The organism is Pseudoalteromonas sp. P1-11 (assembly GCF_001399995.1).
Classification (GTDB): Bacteria; Pseudomonadota; Gammaproteobacteria; order Enterobacterales; family Alteromonadaceae; genus Pseudoalteromonas; species Pseudoalteromonas atlantica.
Genome location: NZ_LJSP01000013.1, coordinates 33978 through 55286 on the forward strand (window position 1 = coordinate 33978; position 21309 = coordinate 55286).

The window sequence follows — 21309 nt, forward strand, 5'->3', positions numbered from 1 at the left end:
CGTAATCTTATAAATAAAATACAAACACTATCGCCTGACACTACTCAATATGAGAATCATCAGGCTTTTTGGGTCTATCAGCTAGCTCTGTTAGGCCGTCTTCACAGTCGCCGCTGTCGCAGGTATTTAAATCACTTTGTGCCTGCTTGTCTTGTTGCAGTACTTGTTTTAAATCTTCCATACGTTGGCGCACGGCTACACCGTAGCTGGCGTCGTCGCCCCACAGTTCGGCAAGTTGCAATACAGCAGCGCGGTCGTGGTCTCTAAATAGTTTTCCGGCGCGCTGGGCATCTTCTTTATTGTTACCTAATAGCTCTAATGCATCTACCGCTAGGTTAATGGCTGAGTCGACCGTTTCGCGGTTAAAGGCATCTACTTTTAAATTAAGTAATTGATACGCGTGGCGGCGGTCGATAGCGCGGGCAACAATTTTAAGCTGCGGGTAGTTTTTATGCGCAAGCTTAATAATTTCGAGGGTTTTGTCTGCATCGTCTATTGCCACAATTAGCATTTGCGCTGTGTGCGCGCCTGCGGCTTCTAGCAGCTCTTGGCGGGCAGCATCACCATAAAATACGGTATTGCCAAAGCGGCGTAGGAGTTCTATTTGGCTTGGGCTGTGATCAAGTACAGTAATGTCGTAGCCTTGGGCGTGTAATAAGCGCCCCATAATTTGCCCAAAGCGCCCGTAGCCTGCAATTATAACGTGTTTAGCACTGCTAATTTGCTCGGGCTTATCAAACTCGGGCGCACTGTTACTGGTGCGTTTTTGTAGCTGCTCGTAAGCCATTAATAGCAGTGGCGCAACCAACATTGAAACAGCCACCACTAACGTCACTAGGCTTGTTTGCTCTGGCGTTAATATGCTTAATGTAGTGGTTACACTTAAAAGTACAAAAGCAAATTCGCCGCCTTGTGCCAGCGCTAGTGCAAACAGCAAACGCTGCTTTTTACTAATATTAAAGGTGATAGCAAGGACAAATAAAATACAGGCTTTTACTACAATAAGCAGCGCAACGAGTGCAATAACGGTTGTAAATTCATCCGCTAATAATTCAAAGTTGATTGATGCGCCAACAGTGATAAAAAACAGCCCTAACAGTAGGCCTTTAAAGGGTTCTATATCGGCTTCTAGCTCGTGTCTAAACTCGCTTTCGGCAAGGACTACACCGGCTAAAAATGTACCGAGTGCCGGTGATAAGCCAATACTTTGCATTACAAGGGCAATAGCCACCACTAAAAATAGCGCAAAAATAGTAAATATTTCACGCATGTGGGTTTGAGCTATGTATCTAAATAACGGGGCCGACACATATTTACCGCCGGCAATAATAGCGGCGATAACCGCTACCGATACGCCAACTTGTTGCCATACCGGCCAGCTTGCAATAATGGAGTCGCTAATGTCTTTTGAGCTACTTTGCGGCGCAAAAGCCAGTAGTGGTAGGAGCGCTAAAATAGGAATAATGGCGATGTCTTGAAATAATAAAACCGAGAATGCATTTTGCCCGGCTTCTTGCTTTAGCCAGCCTTTTTCTTCAAGGCTTTGCAGTACAATAGCGGTTGATGACAGCGCCAGCATTAAGCCAATAGCCAAAGCGGTTTGCCAGTGCATGGTAAAAACCCAATAACAAAACGCAAAAATAGCCGCGGCGGTAAGTACGACCTGTAAGCCGCCAAGCCCTAATATTGAATGGCGAAGCTTCCATAAACGGGCTGGTTGTAGCTCAAGGCCAACCAAAAACAGCATCATTACTACGCCAAACTCGGCAAAGTGCATTACATCTGTTTGATCGCCCACAATACCCAGGGCGTAAGGGCCAATTAGTATGCCCGCAATTAAATAACCAAGTACCGAGCCAAGTCCCACTCGCTTGGCAATAGGTACAGCCACTATGGCCGCCGCTAAGTAAATTAAAGCTATTTCTAACACGCGTATATCCTAATAGTATCAAGGCTTTTAGCATGGCTTAGTGGCTTTAAAAATACAATGGGTCAAGTGGCTGAAAATGGATCATTTAGTCATAATTAATCGGCTACTTTTACAGGGCCGTTAATGTTATCAATGCTTACATCGCCTGAGCCCGATTCGGTAATGGTAAGCCCCATAGCGTGGTTTACACGAATATTGCCCGAGCCATCTTCAATGGTTACGCTTGCTTGCACGTGCTCAATGACTAAATCGCCAGAGTTATCGTCTACATCAACCGCACCATTAATATTATTAATGGCAATGCTGCCTGAGCCGTCTTCAACAGTTAAGGTGCCGCGCACATTACTAATACGCATATCGCCCGAGCCATCATCAACTTCGGCGTTGCCGCTAACATTATTAATATTTACGCTGCCAGAGCCATCGGTAAGCGCTAAGTTACCAGTGATGTTTTCAAGGGTTATATCGCCTGAGCCATCTTCAATGGTGAGGTTTTTAGCGCTGTTGATAGATAAGCTACCTGAGCCGTCTTCTATATCTATATTATTTTGCATGGCGCTTATTGCAATGTCGCCAGAGCCATCATCAATATCGAGCATTAAATTACTTGGCACGGTAACCACTAAATCAATGTGTGGCGATTGGCCGCTGTAAAAACGCATACCGCTGGCAGTATTATTGTTAGCAACTAAGGTAGCTTGTTTGCCATTTTGCTCAAGGGTAAGTGTGTATTCGTCTTCAATGTCGGCGGTAAAAATTGTGGCATCTACACTTATGCTGGTGGCATTGGACGAGCCTTTTATTTCAAGAGAGCCTGCACCGCTTAATACGTTTAAGTATTCTAGGTTATTACTTGGCAGTGATAACTGCTGAGTTTGTTTTACTGAGGCAACGCTTGGCGATATATGAAACACACAGCCGCTTAATAATAAAATGCCGCCAATAAGTGAAAGTGGTTTTGTAATGTTAGATACAGTTGATGAACTCATGTTTAGTCCTTTGTGTTTGTTATTTATGCTTGTTTTGTATAAGCATAGTAGAGCAAAAGCGAGACCAACTTTAAGTTATTGATTTTATTAGGGTGGCATATGTTTATGAAAAGTGGATTTACTAATAAGTGGTTAAATACACTAAGAAGTAATTAAAAAAGGATGCACATGGCATCCTTTTTAAGTGTTGGCTTTTAGGTTATTTATTAAAAGCTGTAAGTAATATTACCGTATAGGAAGCGCCCGTCTAATCCGTACGGTGCATATGGCGTGTACGGGAATATTTGGCCAAAGTCAGAGTAACCAATGTTATCTACCGTTGCTTGTGGGTACTGATCGAACAAGTTGTTTGCACCTACTGCAAACTTCCAGTATTCGTCTGGGCGGTAGGCAACTTCTAGGTCGGTTATCCATTTAGGATCTATGTACTCATCGCGATCGGCGGTAGTTGAAATATCAGCTACTTCACCGTAGCGCGTTGCACGAAGGGTGGTTTGCCATTCGTTAAAGTTCCACACTGCTGATAGGTTCCATTTGCTATCTGGCGTGCCTTCTTCAAAGCGGCCTACTTCACGGCGTGCAAATACCACGTAGTCGTCACCTAGTGAGTTTAGCTCGCTTGGGTTGTCGTTTACGTGCGTTACTTCGGTATCGTTAAAGTTAGCCGCTACGTTTAAGCGTAAGTCACCTAAATCGCTTAAATCTAAGTTGTAAGTAGCAACAATATCAACACCTTGCGTGCGCGAGTCGATAGCGTTAGTAAAGTAACGTACGCTTTCTGTATTTAACTCACCAGCATTTTGCAGTATTTCTACTACGGCATCGCCTTCTAGGTTTTCAGACAAAACAATACGGTCATCAATATCAATGCGGTAGGCATCTACTGTTAGGCTAAAGCTGCCTTGCGTGTACATAAAGCCCGCTGTTACGTTTACAGATTCTTCTGCATCAAGCGGCTGTGCACCTAGTGCTTGCGCTGCTGCTGAATCGGTTGGGAATAAACCCACTTCAAACGGTTCGTTGTTCTCAAGCACGGTAGAGATTTGGCGGTACGAGCTTTGAGCAAGTGATGGCGCACGGAAACCTGTGCTAATTGCACCACGCAGAGATAATTTTTCGTTAATGCTGTAACGCGAGGCAAGTTTAGAGGTAAACGTATCGCCAAAGTCGCTGTAATCTTCGTAGCGACCTGCTAAAACAAGGTTCCAGTTTTCTGTTAGGTAAGTATCAAACTCAACAAACACGGCTACGTTGTGGCGGCTTTCGTCGGTTACGCTTTCTGGTCCAAAACCAGCTAATACTTGTGCGCCACCGGCTGCAATTGGGTTACCGTCGCTATCAAGAGCGGTAATGTAAGAGGCTTCTTCGCCTTGCTCTATTTTGTAACTTTCGTGGCGGTACTCTGTACCTACAGTAAAAAATACGTCATCTGGCAAGCCAAAATCTAGAACTGTATTTGCCGTAGCGTTAACTAAAAACTGATCGTAAACAAGTGCGCCGTTGTCAAATTCGGTTGGGCTGTCGGCACCTAGCGATGTATTAATGCTATTTACAACGCCAAAGCCAAAGTCGTTACGGCCGTAGTTGGTACTTACATCCCACGTCCACTCGCCTGTTTCGCCTTTTAAACCTAGTGCAAATGAGTAATCTTGTACGTCGGTTTCAATTTGCGGTAAAAAGCCGTCTGGGTAAACTTCTAACACGTTGCGGCTGTCTTTTGCACGGCGGTAAAAACCACCTGAATTACCTTCGCGTTTTGAGTAACTACCAAATGAGTAAAGGTTATAGCCGTTATCAAAGTCGTAACCCATGTTATAAAACAGTGCGTAGTCTTCAAGGTCGGCTTTACCAAAGCGGTGGTTGTAACGGTCGATGGTAAATTCGCGTGGGTCTAGGCTGCCATCTTCTAGGCGGTCGTATTGCTCGCGTGGGTCAAAGCCTGAGCGTTGCGTAGAGTCGTTATCGCGATACTCAATTGATACGTTTACAAAGCCGTTATCTAAAAGCTCAAAACCAGAGTTTGCGCTGATTGTACGACTTGCGCCGTCGTTTACTTCGCGGTCGGCGCCGGTATTAAAGGCAAGGTTGCCATCGGCATCTGCGTAGGTGCTCTCTAGCTGAGGTACGCCAGCCATTTGGGTGTCGTACTCGCCGTAGGTTACGCTTACGCTGCCGCCTTCTGAGGCATCTTTAAGTACAATATTAATTACACCGGCAATGGCGTCTGAGCCATACTGCGCTGCTGCGCCATCACGTAGTACTTCTACGCGTTTAATGGCTGAAGTTGGGATCATGTTTAAGTCAACAGCGGTAGAACCACGGCCAACAACACCCGCTAAGTTTAATAGCGCGCCAGCGTGGCGGCGTTTGCCATTAATAAGCACTAGGGTGTGATCGGGTGCTAAACCACGTAATACAGCAGGTTTAGCGTGGTCTGTACCATCACCCATGGTGGCGCTTGGGTAGTTAAAGCTAGGTACTTGGTTGGCCAGTATTTGGCTAATTTCTAGCTGACCCGTGCTTTGCATATCACCACTGGTAATAATATCTACAGGTACGGTACTTTCGGCAATACTGCGCAGGCTTCTGCGGGTACCGGTAACCGAAATCACTTCAATACTTTCTTGTGCTTGAGTGTCTTGTTCTGCAGCAAATGCAGGAGAATAAGACGCGCCAAGCGCAGAGGTAACGGCCAGGCTAAGTGCTACTTTTTTGGCTGATAATTGCTTTAACATGATGTTGATTCCCTTAAGGGCTGCTGACTATTGATTTTTCAAAGGAGCGCATAATATAGAAGGCACTACCTGTGTGCAAAGATAAAAACTGTCTAAGTTATTCTAAGTTGTTAACAACTAAAATGACAGTTTACGCCCGCTATAGACGTTTAGATCGCTCGAGTTGCAATCTTGTGTCGAATGGTTGCGAATTCAAGGGAAGTGTGAGTAAAAGTTATTAAAAAGTAAAAAGGCCACGCGAGTGCTTGGCCTTTATTTATTTTATAAATTACGCAAAAAATTATTCAGGCGCTACTTCTAACGTCGTGAATAAAGCATAACGACCGGCATCTACGCCTTCTTCGTTTACTTTAACTTTGTTAGAGGTTTCGATTAGGTATAGGCCTGGCTCTTTCCAGGTTGTGCTAAACATGCCGTTTTTGTCGGTTGTTACTTTTATTTCGCCACGTTCGTTACGGTAGCGTGTATCGCCTTTTAAAATGCTTACTTCAATGCCTTCGCCCGCTGGCTTGCCATCTTGTAGTAACTGAAAACGTGCTTGCTCGCCAACAAATAAATCGTTTGGATGCGTTGGGCCGCTAAGCTCAAGGCCTAAACCAAGTTGTGCAGGCTTAGAAGTACCGTTACGGCTTACAAATGTATCTACTGTAGATATAACTTTAGTTGTGGTTACATCTTTTGCATTGCTTGGTAATTTAGCTTCTGACTTTTTACCAAATACGCGCTTGCGCTTACCTTCTTCGTTTTTGTAGAAGGTCATGTACATTGGCTTTTGCGTCATGGCAATGTGGTAAGTGCCTTCTTCTTTTAGGCTTACCGCCGCTGAGCTTTTACGCTTTAGGTAATAAGCACGAATGGTCTCAGATACTTCTTCGCCGTTTGGTGCAAGGGCCATAAGTAGAGTGTCGTCGTACTCTGCGCCTTTTTCTTTTGGTTTAAAGGCTTTGTCGGGTGCAAATATTTCGTTAGAAATACTCGCGTCAATCATTACGTAGTGCGCTTTGTCGCCAGATAATGACGTGTGCGAAGGTAATAACCAGCGCCCATGTGCACTTGCCGATGTAGATACCAGCGCCGATAAGCTAAGTGCGCCAATTAAAGCCGTTTTTAATAAATTAATTTTCATTGTATTTCCTTAAATTCAAATGATTAAGTAGCAGCTACTTAGTGCTTACGGTTACAAAACTTGTAGAAAATTCTTTTTTACCTTCAATGGTCACTTTGCCAGCTTGCGATAAATCAAGCTCTACGCGGCTGTAATCACGGCCGCCTTCTTCGCGCACAACCTCAATGTTTAAAAGGTATTTGCCAGGCTTTACGGCATTGCCGTCTAAATCTTTACCTTGCCAGTCAATGGTGTAAGTACCTGCGCGCTTAGTGGCGCCGCTTATGCCGTCAAAGTTAATGTCGGTTTTACCTGCTTTACGCCACCATTGGCGCAGATCTTTAAACCATTCTGCTTTTTGAACCCATAGCGCAAGCGTCGTTACGTGTTTACGCTTTGGCGTTTCTAGCCAAACAGCTACGTATGGGCGGTGGTAAGGTTGTACATCAAGATCGGGTAGGGTTAATTCAATCTCTAGCTGTGGCGTTTGTGCCTGCGCAGTTGTTTGAAATAATGCGGCAACCATTAATAGTGCTGCACTTAGTACCGTACTTACTTTTAACATTAAGACACTCCTTTAATTTGTGGCACCCAACATAAATAAATAACCAAAGGCGTTGCTATGCCTAAAACGGTTATCCATATTCCTGCTAAGCGTTTTTTTCTGTTTTGAAATAAAATAATCATCCCGGTGATTGAAAAAATAATCATCAATACCGCTGAAATATCAATAACCCAGCTCCACACGGCGCCACTGTGGCGGCCTTTGTGTAAATCGCCAATCAGGCTTAAAAAGCCACCGGTTTGGTAATCTAGGTTTAGCTCACCGGTTGTAAAATCAAGCTCTGCGTAAGCAAAACCTGCCGGTAGTGGGTAGTCGAGCATAACCAGCGCGTCTTCTTTTTCCCACTCAATGCTTTTAACTTTAGTGAGCGCGTATTGCTCGGCAAAAAACGCTTCTATGTCTGGGTAGAGGGTGGGTAATGTATCTAGTTGAGTATTTGCTTTAGCCATTAACGCTTGAGGAATAGCGGTACTTACTTGGCCGTTGCTTTTGTCGTTTTTAAGCCAATCAACATGGTTAAGTACAATGCCGCTAACGCAAAATAAAATAAGCAAAAAAAACAAAGCTGTAGAAATATAAATATGGAGCGCACGGCTTGTGCTGTACAAAGCCCGCTTATTAATAAACGCCATAAAAACAGTAATTAAATTAAATTTAGAACATGATAATCATTTGCATTAACTATTACAAATTTACTTACTTAACTTTACATTAAATTTTTGGCTAAACGGTGTGTGCATGCAAAAAAGGGCGGTTATTTAGCACTTGGTGGGTGCGAGGGCCTTAAAATTAGGTAAATCATAACGGCTATTTCAATTACGCCAACAAGGTAAATAACCCAAACAGGGGCGTTTGAGTAAAGCAAAAATACAAAACCAATAAGCATACCAATCGCGGCGTAGCATTTTGCTTTTACAGGCACTACTTTATGCGCTTGCCATTGTTGTAAGGTAACGCCGTAGCGAGGGTGGTTAAGTAGCCAGTGTTCAAGCGCCGGTGATGAGCGAGTAAAGCAGGTAAGCGCAAGAATAAAAAAAATGGTGGTAGGCATAACCGGCAGCACAATACCAATAATGCCAAGAGCCACTAACAATAACCCAAGTGCTTTAAGCCATAAGTTTTTATAACAAATAAATACTGCTTTTATATTCACTTAGGCTCTTTTAAGTAATGGCTGTTAGTTAGGATTGTAGGCCAAATAGTTATAAAATCGAACCCTATAAACGCAAAAAAGGGCAAACTAAGTCTGCCCTTTTAAAATACTAAATATGTTTTACTTATTTAGAAGTAGTAACCTACGTTGATGTTAAAGCGACGTTCTGTGTCGCCATCACCTGCAACAGAGCCACCAATAAATGGCTGGTTACGTGCTTGAATAAAGTCAAAGTAAGTAAATAATGCACCGGCCGATACGCTCATGCCTGTAACGTTCATCCACGTATCTGGGCTGTCGTCAGACTTGTCGTAAATAATGCCGTAATCGTTGTAAAATTGAACGCCTGTTACTGGGCCCCAATCAAGCGATAGGTCGTAAGCTACGTTAAAGTTGGTCATGGTTGCTTCGCTTGATACGGTATCGTAGTAATCAAACGCGCCAACTACAAAGCGGTTGCTGTTGTCGTCTAGGTCGTAGTCGTACTCGCCGTGCTGAAATTGAATATTCCAGTTATTAATTTGGCTATTTACATGAAACGCCCACGCGCCGTAGTTACCTGCACGGTCGTTACCGTCGTGCAAACCACCGCTTAGTAGTGATACGCCAATATCGGTTTTAGCGTTTTCACTGTGCTCAATTTGATACACTGTACGACCAGCAAAGGTATTGTACTCACCAAGGCGTGAACCTGGTGCGTCGTAGGTGCCTTCGGTTGTTGCACGGCTACCAACAATATCGTAAGAGTAACGTTCGTTAACTTCTGAGCTGCCATCAACGCCGCCTACTTCATCATTTTTGAAAAAGCCGAGGTCTAGTTTCCAGTTGTCTTTAAGTTTACGGTTTACTGTTACACCTAAATCAAAGTCATCTTCTAGGCCAACGTAGTAGTTGGTGCTAAAAAAGTAGCTGTGTGAGTTGTATGGGCCGTTACCAAACGGTACAGGTGCAATACCAGCTTGCGCTTCCCAGCCATCTGTAAATTCGTAACCTAAGTATGCATACTTAACAATGGTCATGTAATCGTAAAAACGAAAATCACCATTTACAGAAATATCGCTAATTTCACCCGATAAGTTAAGGCGAAATACTTCAAAGTCTAAATCGCCGCCACGGTCTTGCGTGTCTTCATCGTAGGTGTTTGTGCTGTAGTTAAAACGTACGGCACCGCCAATTTTAATGCCTTCATCTTCTTGTTCAGGCGCAGCGGCGGCAACAACAACTTCTTTGTTGTCGGCCTTTTTACTGATCTCGGCAACTTGTTGTTCGTGTTGCTTGTTGATTTGGCTTTGCTTTGATTTTTCATCAGCAAGCTGCTGTTCAAGCAACTGCATTTGTTGCTTAAGCTGCTTTAATTGGCTTTGCAGTGTGTCGAGATCGGCTGCATGAGCAGTGCTTGCTGCACCGCCAAGCATTAGTGCTAGCGTTAATTTTGAGAGTTTAGTCATTGTTGATGCTCAGGTTTTGATTAAAAAATAAAAAAATTCAAGGTGCCCAAAAGCCCCTTACGAATGATGTAAGAACTAATTTAAATTTATTTTTTATTTTTTTTATTTATTTGGTGTTTGAGTTAACGCGCCTACCTCTAACAGAGGTGATGCGTCTAACTTATCAGCATCCATCATTGCTGCAACGCGTTGCATAGATGAAAGCAATAAACTTTGCTCCCACTCTGCAAGTGCAGAAAACTTTTCAATAAAGTGTTCTTGCAGTGGCTGAGGTGCTTTTTCTAGTAACTCTTTCCCTTGCTCGGTGAGGTATAAGCTCACTCGGCGTTTATCCATTTGACTACGAACGCGTGTTACAAGGTTTCTGCTTTCTATTCTATCAAGAATATTAGTTACAGTAGCCGGGCTTAAGTTAACATTCTGAGCGATACGGCTTGCTGTTATTCCATCGGTGTGCGCTACTTCTTGCATTATAAGCAATTGTGGGCCTGTTAAACCTGATGTTTTATTTAGCTGCTTAGAATGTAAGTCAATCGCGCGGATTACTTTACGTAAAGAAACTAATAATTCGTCATATTTTTGCATTTGCTTATCTCGTCGATGGGCCAAAGGTGTGCCGTAATCGCGAAATGTTACACATCAAATAAATTGAATTCAAATAATAAATTAAGCTTGAGCCCATGTTTATTGGTTTTTATTAGTTTGAGCAGAAACTAAAATAGTATAATTTTGTTTAAAACTTATTAAATGTTATTAGCATATTGTTTGCATTGTGGTGCGCACACTACGTATGTTGTGAATAATTGGCAAGTCTTATGGTTTAGACTTTAGTATTATACCCACCTGCATTAATACCTTAATAAATTTAACATGCGTTTGCCTAACCTTAGCTGCGGTTTTACTGCCCTAAAGCATGGCCATTATTTATACGCATTAGTGTTATTTATAACAGCTGTTATTAATTGGTAATTGTTTGTAAGTTAGCTGTGTATGTATTAATCGCCAATGAACAAATTATGCACGCAATGTTTAGTGAGTATAGCGTATACTTTGCACATGCATTATTGTTTATATGCACATGTTAAAAATCTTTAATATCAGCATTGTAGGGAAAAACATGAAATTATCGCCATCAGTTAGCATTGAACAAAGCGAAACCGGCCTAGAGTTTATAAAAGTTGCGAGCTCAAAGTGTGATGCAAAAATATTTTTGCAAGGCGGGCAAATTACCGAGTTCATCCCAAAAAATAACAAGCCACTTATTTGGGTCTCTAAAAATGAGACGTTTCAAGAAGGGGTGAGCATTCGCGGTGGTATTCCTATTTGTTGGCCTTGGTTTGGTAATCATGAAAATCAAGATTGGCCAGCGCATGGCTTTGCACGTACCAGTTTATGGCAAGCTGATGCTGTGCATGAAGATGATGAGCACATTACAATTAGCTTAAACTTACCCATGAAATTAGTTAACCCAACGTATTGGCCGCACAACTCGGCGTTAAAGGTTGAGTTTGTATTGAGCGAGCAATTACAGGTGCGTTTAACAACCACTAATTTAAGTAATAGCTCTTTTAGTTATACGCAGGCTTTGCACAGCTATTTTCCTACCTCAGATATAAAACACACCCATGTAGAAGGTTTACAAGGCGCGCAATATATAGAATTTGGCGAAGGGCCGTTTGCGCAAAATGCGCCAGTGGAGTTTACCCGCGAAACCGATATGGTTTATACCCAGGCCGCTAAGCAGCAACACATTCACACCCCAGATGGGATTATTAATGTAAGCCGCGAGAACTCAAGCTCGTGTGTGCTGTGGAACCCATGGATAGAAAAATCTAAGCGTTTATCTAATTTTGCTGACGATGAATACCTGAGCATGGTGTGTTTAGAAGCCGCCAATGTGTTAGAAGATAACGTGACACTTGAGCCTAAACAAAGCCATACGTTAGTTACTACAATCAGCTGGGCTTAACAGTCAGTAAATAGGAAAGGTACTAAAATCGTGTTTGATAATCAGCAAGTAATGGATTTACCTAAGCATAGCGAAATACAGCTCAACCCCTTGGCCGATAAAGCGTTACTGCACGTGCAACTTAATTGGCTGGCGTTTTACATTCCTTTTTGCGCGGTACTGTTTGCTGTTTGTTACTTTAACGAAGCGTTTGCTAACAAAGCACAAACCTACTTGCTGATAGGTGTACCTATTTTAATATTGATTTCAATGCTTTATAACGCCCTGAGTATTAAGCTGCAGGGCTTTGCGCTGCGCAATCACGATATTGCCTTTAAAAAAGGGGTTATTTGGCAGCAAATAACGATTTTGCCCCTCGCGCGCGTACAGCATATGGAAATTCACCAAGGCCCCATTGAGCGAAAACTAAAATTAGCCAGTTTAAAGCTATTTAGTGCCGGCGGGGTCAGTGCTGATTTACAAATAAGTGGTTTAACCCACGAGCAGTGCAAAAACATACGCCAATTTGTACAAAATTATCGCCAAGACGGCACACCCGCGCAGGTTGAATTAGCAAATGAGTAATACCATTAGCGAGGAGCAAAGTAGCTCACTACATTGGCAAAAAGTATCGCCTTGGGCGGTGTTGTATTTTGTGGTGTATTTTAGTGTGCGCTTTGTAAAAGACGGGCTTTTAAACCTGCTGCCTATGCTTGTGGTGTTTGTAACACAAGTAGAAAACAAGCTGTTTTGGGCGCAAGTTGTAGGTGCTATTGCGATAGTGGCACTGCTAATATATTCAATTTTATATTACATAAATTTTAAGTTTTGCATTAGCGACGATCACGAAATTTTGCTTAACAAAGGGGTGTTTAAAAAAGAGCGCCTAACGCTAAAATTTTCGCGCGTGCAAAACGTAAATATTGCTGAGCCCTTTTATTTTACGCCCGTTAATTTGGTTAATTGTATTTTTGATGCCGCAGGCAGCGTAACCCAAGAGGCGGTATTGCCAGGTGTTACCAAAGCCTATGCACAGCAAATGCGTAAACAAATTTTTGCCTTTAAAGCGCAGCAGCAACCCGACGAGCAAACACCCTCCAGCGAGCATTTTGAAGCAGAAAATAGCTTACGTATCAGTAATAAAGAAATCGCTAAATTTGGCTTAATGTCTAATATGGCTATATTAGCAATGGCCGCTATTGCGCCTTTTATAAATGTGTTGGTAGATTTTTTAGAGCAGCAAATTATTGCTAAGGTAGAAGGGTTTTATCAGCAAGAGCTTGGTTTACTGGCAAGTGCTGCAACCTTTGCCATGATAACGCTTATTGCTTTGCTTGTTTTAACGGCTGTGATGTTGTCGGTAGGTATGTCGCTTATTCGTTTTTATAACTTTGAGCTTTACTTTAAAGGTCAAAAATTTAAACGTATTGCTGGCTTATTAGAGCGTCATCAGTTGTCTATGAGCATGGATAAAGTGCAATCTATAGTTATAAAACAAAACCTAATGGGGCGGTTACTAAAGCGTTTTACCGTTGAGTGCTTACAAGCAAGTAGCGGCGGTATAGCGGCGGGCGTGGCTGCTAAAAAAAATAAACAAACCTTAGTGTTACCCGTTTTAAATAGCGAGCAAGTAGACAGCATTTGCCAATGGATTTACCCGTGGTTTAATAGCAAAAAATTGCAGTTTAACGGCGCAGAACGTGCCTTACTTTATAAAAACTTGAGCTTTTATGCCTTAATTCCAAGCGCTATTGTACTGTTAGGCTGTTACTTAGGTGACTTTAATGTCTGGCTTAGCTTGGGAGTATTACTTGTTTTAGCGGGATTAGTAACGCTTGCTTATCAGCGTTATGGCTATTATTTGCATGAAGACAACGGCCGTTTTTACATGGTGGTACGCAAAGGTATGATAGGGGTGCATTATCGTGTGTTTGAACTGTATAAAGCACAAAGTGCACGCAGTATTAGTACCTACTTTATGCGCCGCGCAGGGCTTAAAAGCCTGTATATACAACTTGCATCAGGATTTGCCTTTATGCCCTATATAAAGCAGCAAGATGCTGATTATATAATTGATTTTACTCTTTATCAGGCGGAGTCAACGCAGCGTAACTGGATGTAATTATACCAATCGACTTACATATTTAGACTTTTTAGGTTGCCAAATAAAGCGTTAACGGCGTTATTGATTTTGCATGTAAAACAAGGCATTGCTTAATTTAAAAGCTTATAAATTATACACTTTCATAAGCTTTGTTACATTTTTTTACTGCAACATTAGTTGGTTTAATAATACTCTAAGTGGTATCAATCATTTAAAGGATTATTATGAAAAAATCACTCATCGCTGCCTCTTTGTTATTAGCCACACCTACCTTAGCTGCTGATTGGCAAACTATTCATACCGAGCACTTTAATGTGCATTACAGCACCGAAAACGCCGATTATGCTAAATCGACAGCGGTCGAACTTGAAATAGTACGCAGTAAAGTGCTTGAGCAGCAAAACCGAGCGCTTGATAAAGTAGTTGATGTGGTGGTGTTTGATCCCCTAAATGCGCCAAACGGCTTTGCTTTACCTACTTCTAATAATCCTTTAATGGCCCTGTTTACCACGCCCCCGCAATCAGATACGGTGGTTTCTAATATTAGTGGCTGGCAGCAATTACTGATATTGCACGAATATATTCACTTAGTGCATTTAGCGCAGCCAACACGCAACACGTGGCAGCAAAAAATACGGGGTGTGTGGGATATTTACGACTTAACTTACAGTGATATGCCGCGCTGGGTAGCCGAAGGTTATGCAACCTTACTTGAGTCAAAAATGACGGGCCGAGGGCGACTATTTGATAACTACACTGAGTCAATACTCATTGAGTTTGCCCAGCAGGGGGCATTGCCTAGCTATAGCCAGCTAAGCGATACAGAGGGCGGTTTTATGGCTGGCTCTATGGCGTATTTAATGGGCAGCCGGTTTTTAAATTGGCTAGAGCAAACTTATTCAGCGCAAATGCTCGATTCTGTTTGGACACGTATGCAGGCAGTTAAAAAGCGCGATTTTAACGAGGCCTTTACTGGGATATTTGGCCAAAGTGCAGCTAAGTTATATGGCCGCTTTATTGCACAATATACCTATAAAGCTATGGCAAAAGAGCAGTCAGAGCCTGCGCTTAACAGCGAGCTGTGGTTAAAGCTTAACTTATACGCAAGTAATCCTGCGCTTTCAAAAGATGGCAGTAAACTTGCGATTGTTGAACGCGATAAAGATAAAAAAACCAAGCTTATTATTTATAGCACGCAGGATAATACTAAAGCTGAAGATGAATTTACAAAAGCACAAAAAGCGCTATTAGAAAACGATGCATTGGATATACCCGATAACGCCCCGAGTGTATTTAAACGTGAGAAAAAGCATGTATTAAATCAAATAAACAGAGCGGGAATTGCTAATCCACAATGGGTAAATAACAGTACACTCTACTTTAATGCTTATACACGTGAAGAGACGGGTATTTATAACAAAGTGTCTGATATTTTTAGTTATAACACCGAAACCGGAAAAGTTGAGCAGTTAACTAAACTTGCTGGCTTACGCCGCTTTAGTGTTACAAACAATGGAGAAACCCTTTACGCCGAGCAAGTACGTGGTGGCTACTCAGAATTAGTAAAAGTAGACTTAACAACGCAAACCATTACCCCTTTATTTACTAAAAGCTTAACAACAGCTTACGACTACCCAACTTTTAGCCCTGATGAAACCCAGTTAGCTTATGTATCAGCCAATTTGAATGAGAATTGGCAATTGTATATACAAGATATTGCCAATAATACTCGCCAAGCCGTGCCTATGCCAAACGGGTATCAATACCTAAGCCAACCCAGCTTTAGTAAAAACGGAGAAAAAATTTACTTTGTAGCCGGATTAAAAGGCTCAACTGATATTTATAGCTACCATATTGCAAGTAGCACATTAACTAAACTTACCCAGGGCCAAGAAGCCGTTGCCCACCCGCTAGAAACAAACGAAGGGGCATTACTTTATTTATCTATCACTGCTGATGGGCCTAATGTAAAGCAACTACCGAGTACGCTAGAGGGTGAAATAATCACTGATTTAGCACTTGATAATAGCGCGCCACTGCTTTTGGTTGATCAATACACTTTGCCTAAAGCAAAAATATATAGCGAAAATGTAGGTAAACAAAGCAGCTACGATGTGCTTGATCAGCATGCGAGCCTAGCGCTAGGCGCACAGTATTACTCGGCCGCTTCAAGTGCTTTAAATATAAATATTAAAAGTAGTGACTTACTTAAACAGTTAGACCTTCAAGCGGGCTATAGTGTTGATTTAAATGATGATGCTTTGCACGGTGGATACGCCCAAGCAAAATATAATGCACTGCCAGTTAAGCTTAAATTGAGTGTATTTGATTATGATTTAAATACCGCAAAACAATACCAAGCGAGCGAAAATGCAGAAGTATCTGCACGAGGTGGTTTTGCAGCCTTAAGTTACCCGATTAAATACGCGGCGTTTAGCATAACGCCAGAGCTGGCTTATAACTATACCGATTATAAGCAAGACTATAATAAATGGGCACGCATAGGCATTACACAAAGCTGGCAGTACGACCGCCAAGCATTTGCTATAGGGCAAAGTGTTAATGCCCAGTATTACGATGGCAGCAGTAAAAACAATAATTGGGATGGCTATGATTTAGCGGCCAAAGTATTTGGTAAAGCGTTTGATGTGCCGCTTTATATTAATTTTACTCAAAAGCAGCGCGAAGATAGCAGCTTAGCGCTAGGCGGATTTAGCTCAAACCTAATTAGCGAGCATCAAAATAGTGAGTTTGTGCTTTCATCAGAGCTGCCATTTTATAGCACAACTGCTGAGCGCTACATGGGTTATGGCGGTGGTTTTAGCTTTAAAGAAGGCATGCCCTGGCTTTATTACAAACAGCATCAGGTAGATGATGTGGTATACGCACAAAGTTATGGTTTAAAATATCAAGGCAATTTTAGCTTTGGATTAGGCCCAGTCGGTGTGAACGATTTAACCTTTAATATGGGATTATCGCGCGTAGAGGGCGATAGCTTTGAGGATGAAATGCGCGGCTGGTTTAGCTTTTACTACTCGCTTTAAGTAAATTGCTATAACACGCTAATGCACTTGTGTAATAAGTGCATTAGCAAAAGCCGCGTTTAAACTAATTTAAAATACCTATGGTTAATTGTGCTTGTTTAGCGACGCAAGCTTAGCTTGATATACGTTTAACCTTTCTTTATTGCGCTCATACTGGATGGCTTTTTCAAGCAAGCTTTGTGTTTGCGCTGTATTACCTTGTTGGTAGCGAATTTTAGCCAGCTCTAAATAGAGCTCCGATATATAAGGGGCTTTTGCAATGGCGAGTTCGAGTTGTTTTTTAGCTTGAGTGACCTTGCCCTGATGTAAGTTATTTTTAGCAATAACGAGTAGCTCGTAGGGATCTTTTTCTTTATCAACAAGCTGGCTTGTTAGGCGTTTTTCTAGTGTTTTATCTCCCAGCTCTTTTGCTAATATTCGATAGTTATTAATTAAATTTATACTTATATCGTTTCTATCAAGCGCGGTTTGGTAAATCATGTGAGCGCTTTTTAAATCGCCTGCACGGCGGTGCAGCACGCCGGCTATATTAAACAGCTCTGCATCGTTTGGGGTAAAGCGGTTGGCTTGCATAATTAAAGAGTAAGCCTTATTGAGATTGTTTTCGGCTAGTGCCGTGGCGGCTAAGTTGCTATAAAAATTAGAGAGTAAATCGTTATACGTAGCGCTGCCTGAATAAAAGCTGCCGCGTGTGGGGAAGTAATCAATTAACGTGCCTGCGCGAATTATTACAATAATATCTTCATCTGTTTCTTTTTTTGGGGCGTAAATTTTCGTTCTAAAGTGGTTAGCAACATAAATTACATTGCCTTCTTTGGCATACACAGGTTCGCTTGTCATTTCTTGAAAGCTGGTTTCGAGATTTAAAAGCTGCGCATAGCTTTGCGTAAGTATGGCTAAACTAATGCAGTTACCTTCTGAGCGTTCAATCGCTTGTTGGGCTGTGAGGGTGGCGCCATCATACTTAAAGTTGGTGAGCTGGTTTTGCAGGTAATTAAAAATAATTTCATCAGCGCGAACATTGCTTAAACGCGAGTGTGCGTAGGCTAAAAATGCGCTTTTTTCAGGCTCCGACAGCTCAAAAATACTGTGCTCGCTAGGTGTTTTAACCTGCTCGAACAGCGAGTGATTTATTATATGGGTAAGTTGTACTTTTTTAATTGGCGCTTCGGGCGGGGTGCTACTGCAAGCAGTTAGCAATAAACTAAGTGTAAAAACTAAATATTTCATATATCACCTCACTGTGATTTTTAACATTACAGTGAGGTGACTTTTTAATCAAGCACTTACAGTGCGGTGTTTACTTAAGCGGTTTTTTTGAGACTGTTTTTTACGCTTACGGCGAGTAAACCATAAATAAAAGCCAGTACCGCCAAGCCAAACTGGGCTTAAACCAATAACACACCAAATTATTTTACTAATGAGCCCTGCAAAATAACCAAAGTGTAGTTTTCTAAAGCTATCAATTACTTGCCAACCTACACCCACTTCGCGAATGTCCCAGTTAGCCATATGCTCGCCCGTTAGCTTATTGTAAGTCACGGTATTGGCATATTCACTGGCAAGCGGGTTGCTGGTATCAACCTCACCAAATAACGTTATGTTTTCGTCTGGCTCAAGCGGCATTACTAAAAACGTACCATTAAAGGTGGGTATTTGCTTTTGGCTGTCATCAAGTACGTGCTGAAAAGAAATCTCTTCATTGTATAAATCTTTAGTTAATACAAAGTGCTCTTCTTCTGCGTGTTCAATTACTTCGTGATACCACACCGCGCCGTTAAAGTAGCCGCCGGTGATGGCTAAAATTATAATAATTGGCGAGCCAATTACGCCGGTCATTTTATGAATGTCGCTAAGCACTATTTGCAGAGTTGCACGCCAGCGTACGCTAAATAAACGCTGCCAAAACTTACGATAAATAATAAGACCCGTAATACCCAGTACTAAAAAAAACACCGCAAAAAAGAACCCTAAAACAGTGCCAGTTTGCCCTGGTAAGCTTTTTAAATCGTTAAGTAAAAAGGTGTAATGTAAGTCTAAAAACCAGTCGGTAAAGTAATGGCTAGTACCTACTGGCTCCGATAAAATATTGCCCGTGTATTGATCTAAATGAAATTTATACCAGTCCTCTGTACCGCGTTTAATTAAATAAACCCGATCAGCAGTATTATCGTTAAATATTTCCCAGCTACCTACGACATACTCAGGGTAGGTTTTTTGAGTTTTTGTTATAAGTGTATCAATAGGTAAGCGGTTGGCTTGTTGTTGTACAACAAAGTGACTGTCTGGCATTAGTAAGCCGTCAATCTCGCTTTTAAATACCAAAACGCTACCAGTTATACTGATAACAAGCAGCGGAATAAGCGCTATAAGGGCTACCCAGCTGTGAATTTTAAAAAGTGTTTTTCTCATAGTTTATTTTTTGTGTAATTGCCACGGACCTGCGTATGATAACAATTATCAGTTCTATTTCATAGTTGTGCGATGAATGCACAATAATTGTTTTAGAGCGAGCCGATCTCTAGAGTAAAATGTGTTTAAGCTGTGGTGTAAGGTTGGTAACTTTTAAATGCAAAGAGGCTCTGGTGTTCACTTAAAGTAACGCTTTTTGTACAGCTATCTTGCCAGTGCCTAATATAGGTTTACGCTAATTTGTTGAGTAAAATGTATTCATCATTACAATGCGCGCTCACTTTAAAACCCTTTTAAAAACATATGTTTATTTATTGTTTCAGGCGGGTTTTATATTAACATTTAAGTAACGAGCGAGGTTGTTTTGGCGCACTATCTACCTATTTTGTCGGCTTTTATTTTAGTTTTTAGCTTTTTACCGCTATTGAGCAAAATTAGAAAGAATCGCAGTGTGTCGGGGTTATCACTATTAATGATGACCTTTGGTTTAGCGCAAAGCCTCTACTTTATTACCTACAATATTTATTTTGAACGCTACTTTATTGCTTTACCATTTTTTGTAACTGGAGCGCTAAGTGGTTTAATTTTATATTACTTTGCACGCTATAACGCCGCAAAAGCTGAACGTATACAGCTTGTGGCTATGCTTGGCTTTTCGTTATTACCTTTTTTATTGCTGTTAAATAAAAGCCTAGAAACATCATCGGTGCTCAACGCCCTTACATACGTAGGGCTGGTAATGAGCTCAGTGCGGGTTATGCCGCAAACGTATAAAACCTTACGCAGTGGCAATATTAGCAATTTAAGCGCCCGCTACTTTAGCTTACAGTTTGTAGCAGGTACCTGTGGCTTATTTGTAGAGCTAAGCAGTGCTATGCCCAGCACCTCGCATATTTTAATGTTTGTTATGTTACTACTTACAAATGCCGTGCAATTTGCATGTATGCAATATTATAAAATGCGCCCCGCAATGGCTTAACTATAAAATTAATAGTGATTATTTAATGGCTATGTGGCAGGTTTAAACTCTAATTAATTTAGGGGGGAACCTATGCAACTCACCATCCATCAAATTGATGCGTTTACCAGCGAGTTATTCAAAGGCAATTACGCGGCTGTGATCCCGCTTGAGTCGTGGCTTAGTGATGAGTTAATGCTTAATATTGGCGCTGAAAATAATGTTTCTGAAACTGCGTTTACTTGCCCTCAGGCAGATGGCAGTTTTGCAATACGGTGGTTTTCGCCATTAATGGAAATAGATTTTTGCGGCCACGCTACGCTCGCTGCTGCGTATGTTTTATGCGAGCAGTACAACCTTAGCCAAGTGCGCTTTAACGCCGCGGCTGTAGGGGAGCTTATTGTTAATAAAAATAGCGATGGTAGTTTTGCTATGACCTTTCCTAAACAAGCGCCAGATGAAGTACAAACTATACCTGATGCGTTGTTGAAAGGATTGTCTATACAACCTATTAAGGTGCTTAAAAACCGCCAAGCATATTTTGCTATATACGAAAATGCTCAACAAATTCATGATTTAACCACTGAGTCTGATTTGTTAAAAACCTTATATCCACTAGATGTGGTCGCCACAGCGAGTTCTGCTGAGTACGATATTGTGTCTCGTTATTTTTGGCCAGCAAGTGGTGGCGAAGAAGACTTTGTTACGGGCTCTATTCACACCGGCCTTGCCCCTTACTGGGCGCATCAGTTAGGTAAAAATAAATTAAACGCGTATCAGGCTTCAAGCCGTGGTGGTTTTATACAATGCGAAGTAGGCGAAAATACAGTGACCTTAACCGGTAACGCTGTGCGGTATTTAAAAGGCACAATTTATTTATAAATAAACAGGCCACGTATTACGTGGCCTGTTTGATTT

The 21309-nt window shown here is 41.7% G+C and carries 17 protein-coding genes; 6 read left to right on the forward strand and 11 right to left on the reverse strand.

Annotation, left to right across the window (positions count from 1 at the left end):
- Positions 1 to 40: 40 nt before the first annotated feature.
- The 9 genes from AN390_RS16695 to AN390_RS16735 form a co-directional block, all read right to left on the reverse strand.
- The gene (locus tag AN390_RS16695) at positions 41 to 1930 is read right to left on the reverse strand and encodes a monovalent cation:proton antiporter-2 (CPA2) family protein (protein WP_055255434.1); all 1890 of its coding nucleotides are present in this window, start codon (positions 1928 to 1930) and stop codon (positions 41 to 43) included.
- A gap of 95 nt (positions 1931 to 2025) precedes the next feature.
- Positions 2026 to 2919, reverse strand: a complete 894-nt coding sequence (locus AN390_RS16700; RefSeq protein ID WP_055255435.1) for a DUF4097 family beta strand repeat-containing protein — start codon at positions 2917 to 2919, stop codon at positions 2026 to 2028.
- Positions 2920 to 3125: 206 nt separating this feature from the next.
- Complete coding sequence (locus AN390_RS16705; RefSeq protein WP_055255436.1) at positions 3126 to 5654, reverse strand: TonB-dependent siderophore receptor; 2529 nt, start codon at positions 5652 to 5654, stop codon at positions 3126 to 3128.
- A 280-nt stretch (positions 5655 to 5934) separates the two neighbouring features.
- The gene (locus tag AN390_RS16710; RefSeq protein ID WP_024033999.1) at positions 5935 to 6780 is read right to left on the reverse strand and encodes a DUF4198 domain-containing protein; all 846 of its coding nucleotides are present in this window, start codon (positions 6778 to 6780) and stop codon (positions 5935 to 5937) included.
- Between the two features lie 34 nt (positions 6781 to 6814).
- On the reverse strand, positions 6815 to 7324 hold the full coding sequence (locus tag AN390_RS16715) for a DUF2271 domain-containing protein (protein ID WP_004586015.1): 510 nt from the start codon (positions 7322 to 7324) through the stop codon (positions 6815 to 6817).
- Positions 7324 to 7956, reverse strand: a complete 633-nt coding sequence (locus tag AN390_RS16720) for a PepSY-associated TM helix domain-containing protein (protein WP_004586014.1) — start codon at positions 7954 to 7956, stop codon at positions 7324 to 7326. Before AN390_RS16720 ends, AN390_RS16715 begins: the two co-directional genes overlap by 1 nt.
- Positions 7957 to 8078: 122 nt before the next feature.
- Complete coding sequence (locus AN390_RS16725) at positions 8079 to 8477, reverse strand: YbaN family protein (RefSeq protein WP_024033997.1); 399 nt, start codon at positions 8475 to 8477, stop codon at positions 8079 to 8081.
- A 128-nt stretch (positions 8478 to 8605) separates the two neighbouring features.
- Positions 8606 to 9925 carry a hypothetical protein gene (locus tag AN390_RS16730; protein ID WP_024033996.1) on the reverse strand — a complete coding sequence of 440 codons (1320 nt, stop codon included), beginning with the start codon at positions 9923 to 9925 and terminating at the stop codon, positions 8606 to 8608.
- 102 nt (positions 9926 to 10027) lie between these two features.
- Positions 10028 to 10510 carry a MarR family winged helix-turn-helix transcriptional regulator gene (locus tag AN390_RS16735; RefSeq protein ID WP_004586011.1) on the reverse strand — a complete coding sequence of 161 codons (483 nt, stop codon included), beginning with the start codon at positions 10508 to 10510 and terminating at the stop codon, positions 10028 to 10030.
- Positions 10511 to 11042: 532 nt separating this feature from the next.
- Here AN390_RS16735 and AN390_RS16740 point away from each other — a divergent pair.
- From AN390_RS16740 to AN390_RS16755, 4 genes are all read left to right on the forward strand, one after another.
- A complete protein-coding gene (locus AN390_RS16740; protein ID WP_055255463.1) occupies positions 11043 to 11894 on the forward strand; it encodes a D-hexose-6-phosphate mutarotase in 852 nt (283 codons plus the stop codon).
- 30 nt (positions 11895 to 11924) lie between these two features.
- Positions 11925 to 12458 carry a PH domain-containing protein gene (locus AN390_RS16745; RefSeq protein ID WP_055255437.1) on the forward strand — a complete coding sequence of 178 codons (534 nt, stop codon included), beginning with the start codon at positions 11925 to 11927 and terminating at the stop codon, positions 12456 to 12458.
- Entirely contained in the window at positions 12451 to 13995 is a 1545-nt protein-coding gene (locus AN390_RS16750; RefSeq protein ID WP_055255438.1) for a PH domain-containing protein, read from the forward strand. The genes AN390_RS16745 and AN390_RS16750 overlap by 8 nt, the downstream gene beginning before the upstream one ends.
- A 206-nt stretch (positions 13996 to 14201) precedes the next feature.
- Positions 14202 to 17021, forward strand: coding sequence for a PD40 domain-containing protein (locus tag AN390_RS16755; RefSeq protein ID WP_055255439.1), 2820 nt, complete (start codon positions 14202 to 14204; stop codon positions 17019 to 17021).
- 84 nt (positions 17022 to 17105) lie between these two features.
- Here AN390_RS16755 and AN390_RS16760 read toward each other — a convergent pair whose 3' ends face one another.
- Both AN390_RS16760 and AN390_RS16765 read right to left on the reverse strand, forming a co-directional pair.
- Positions 17106 to 18251, reverse strand: a complete 1146-nt coding sequence (locus AN390_RS16760) for a lipopolysaccharide assembly protein LapB (RefSeq protein WP_055255440.1) — start codon at positions 18249 to 18251, stop codon at positions 17106 to 17108.
- A gap of 48 nt (positions 18252 to 18299) precedes the next feature.
- On the reverse strand, positions 18300 to 19433 hold the full coding sequence (locus tag AN390_RS16765; RefSeq protein WP_055255441.1) for a PepSY domain-containing protein: 1134 nt from the start codon (positions 19431 to 19433) through the stop codon (positions 18300 to 18302).
- 364 nt (positions 19434 to 19797) lie between these two features.
- Here AN390_RS16765 and AN390_RS16770 point away from each other — a divergent pair, with 364 nt between their 5' ends.
- Together AN390_RS16770 and AN390_RS16775 are read left to right on the forward strand one after the other, a co-directional pair.
- Positions 19798 to 20412, forward strand: a complete 615-nt coding sequence (locus tag AN390_RS16770; RefSeq protein ID WP_029773076.1) for a PQ-loop domain-containing transporter — start codon at positions 19798 to 19800, stop codon at positions 20410 to 20412.
- A 72-nt stretch (positions 20413 to 20484) separates the two neighbouring features.
- Positions 20485 to 21273: a PhzF family phenazine biosynthesis protein gene (locus AN390_RS16775; RefSeq protein ID WP_055255442.1), complete on the forward strand. Its 789-nt coding sequence runs from the start codon at positions 20485 to 20487 to the stop codon at positions 21271 to 21273.
- Positions 21274 to 21309: the final 36 nt, after the last annotated feature.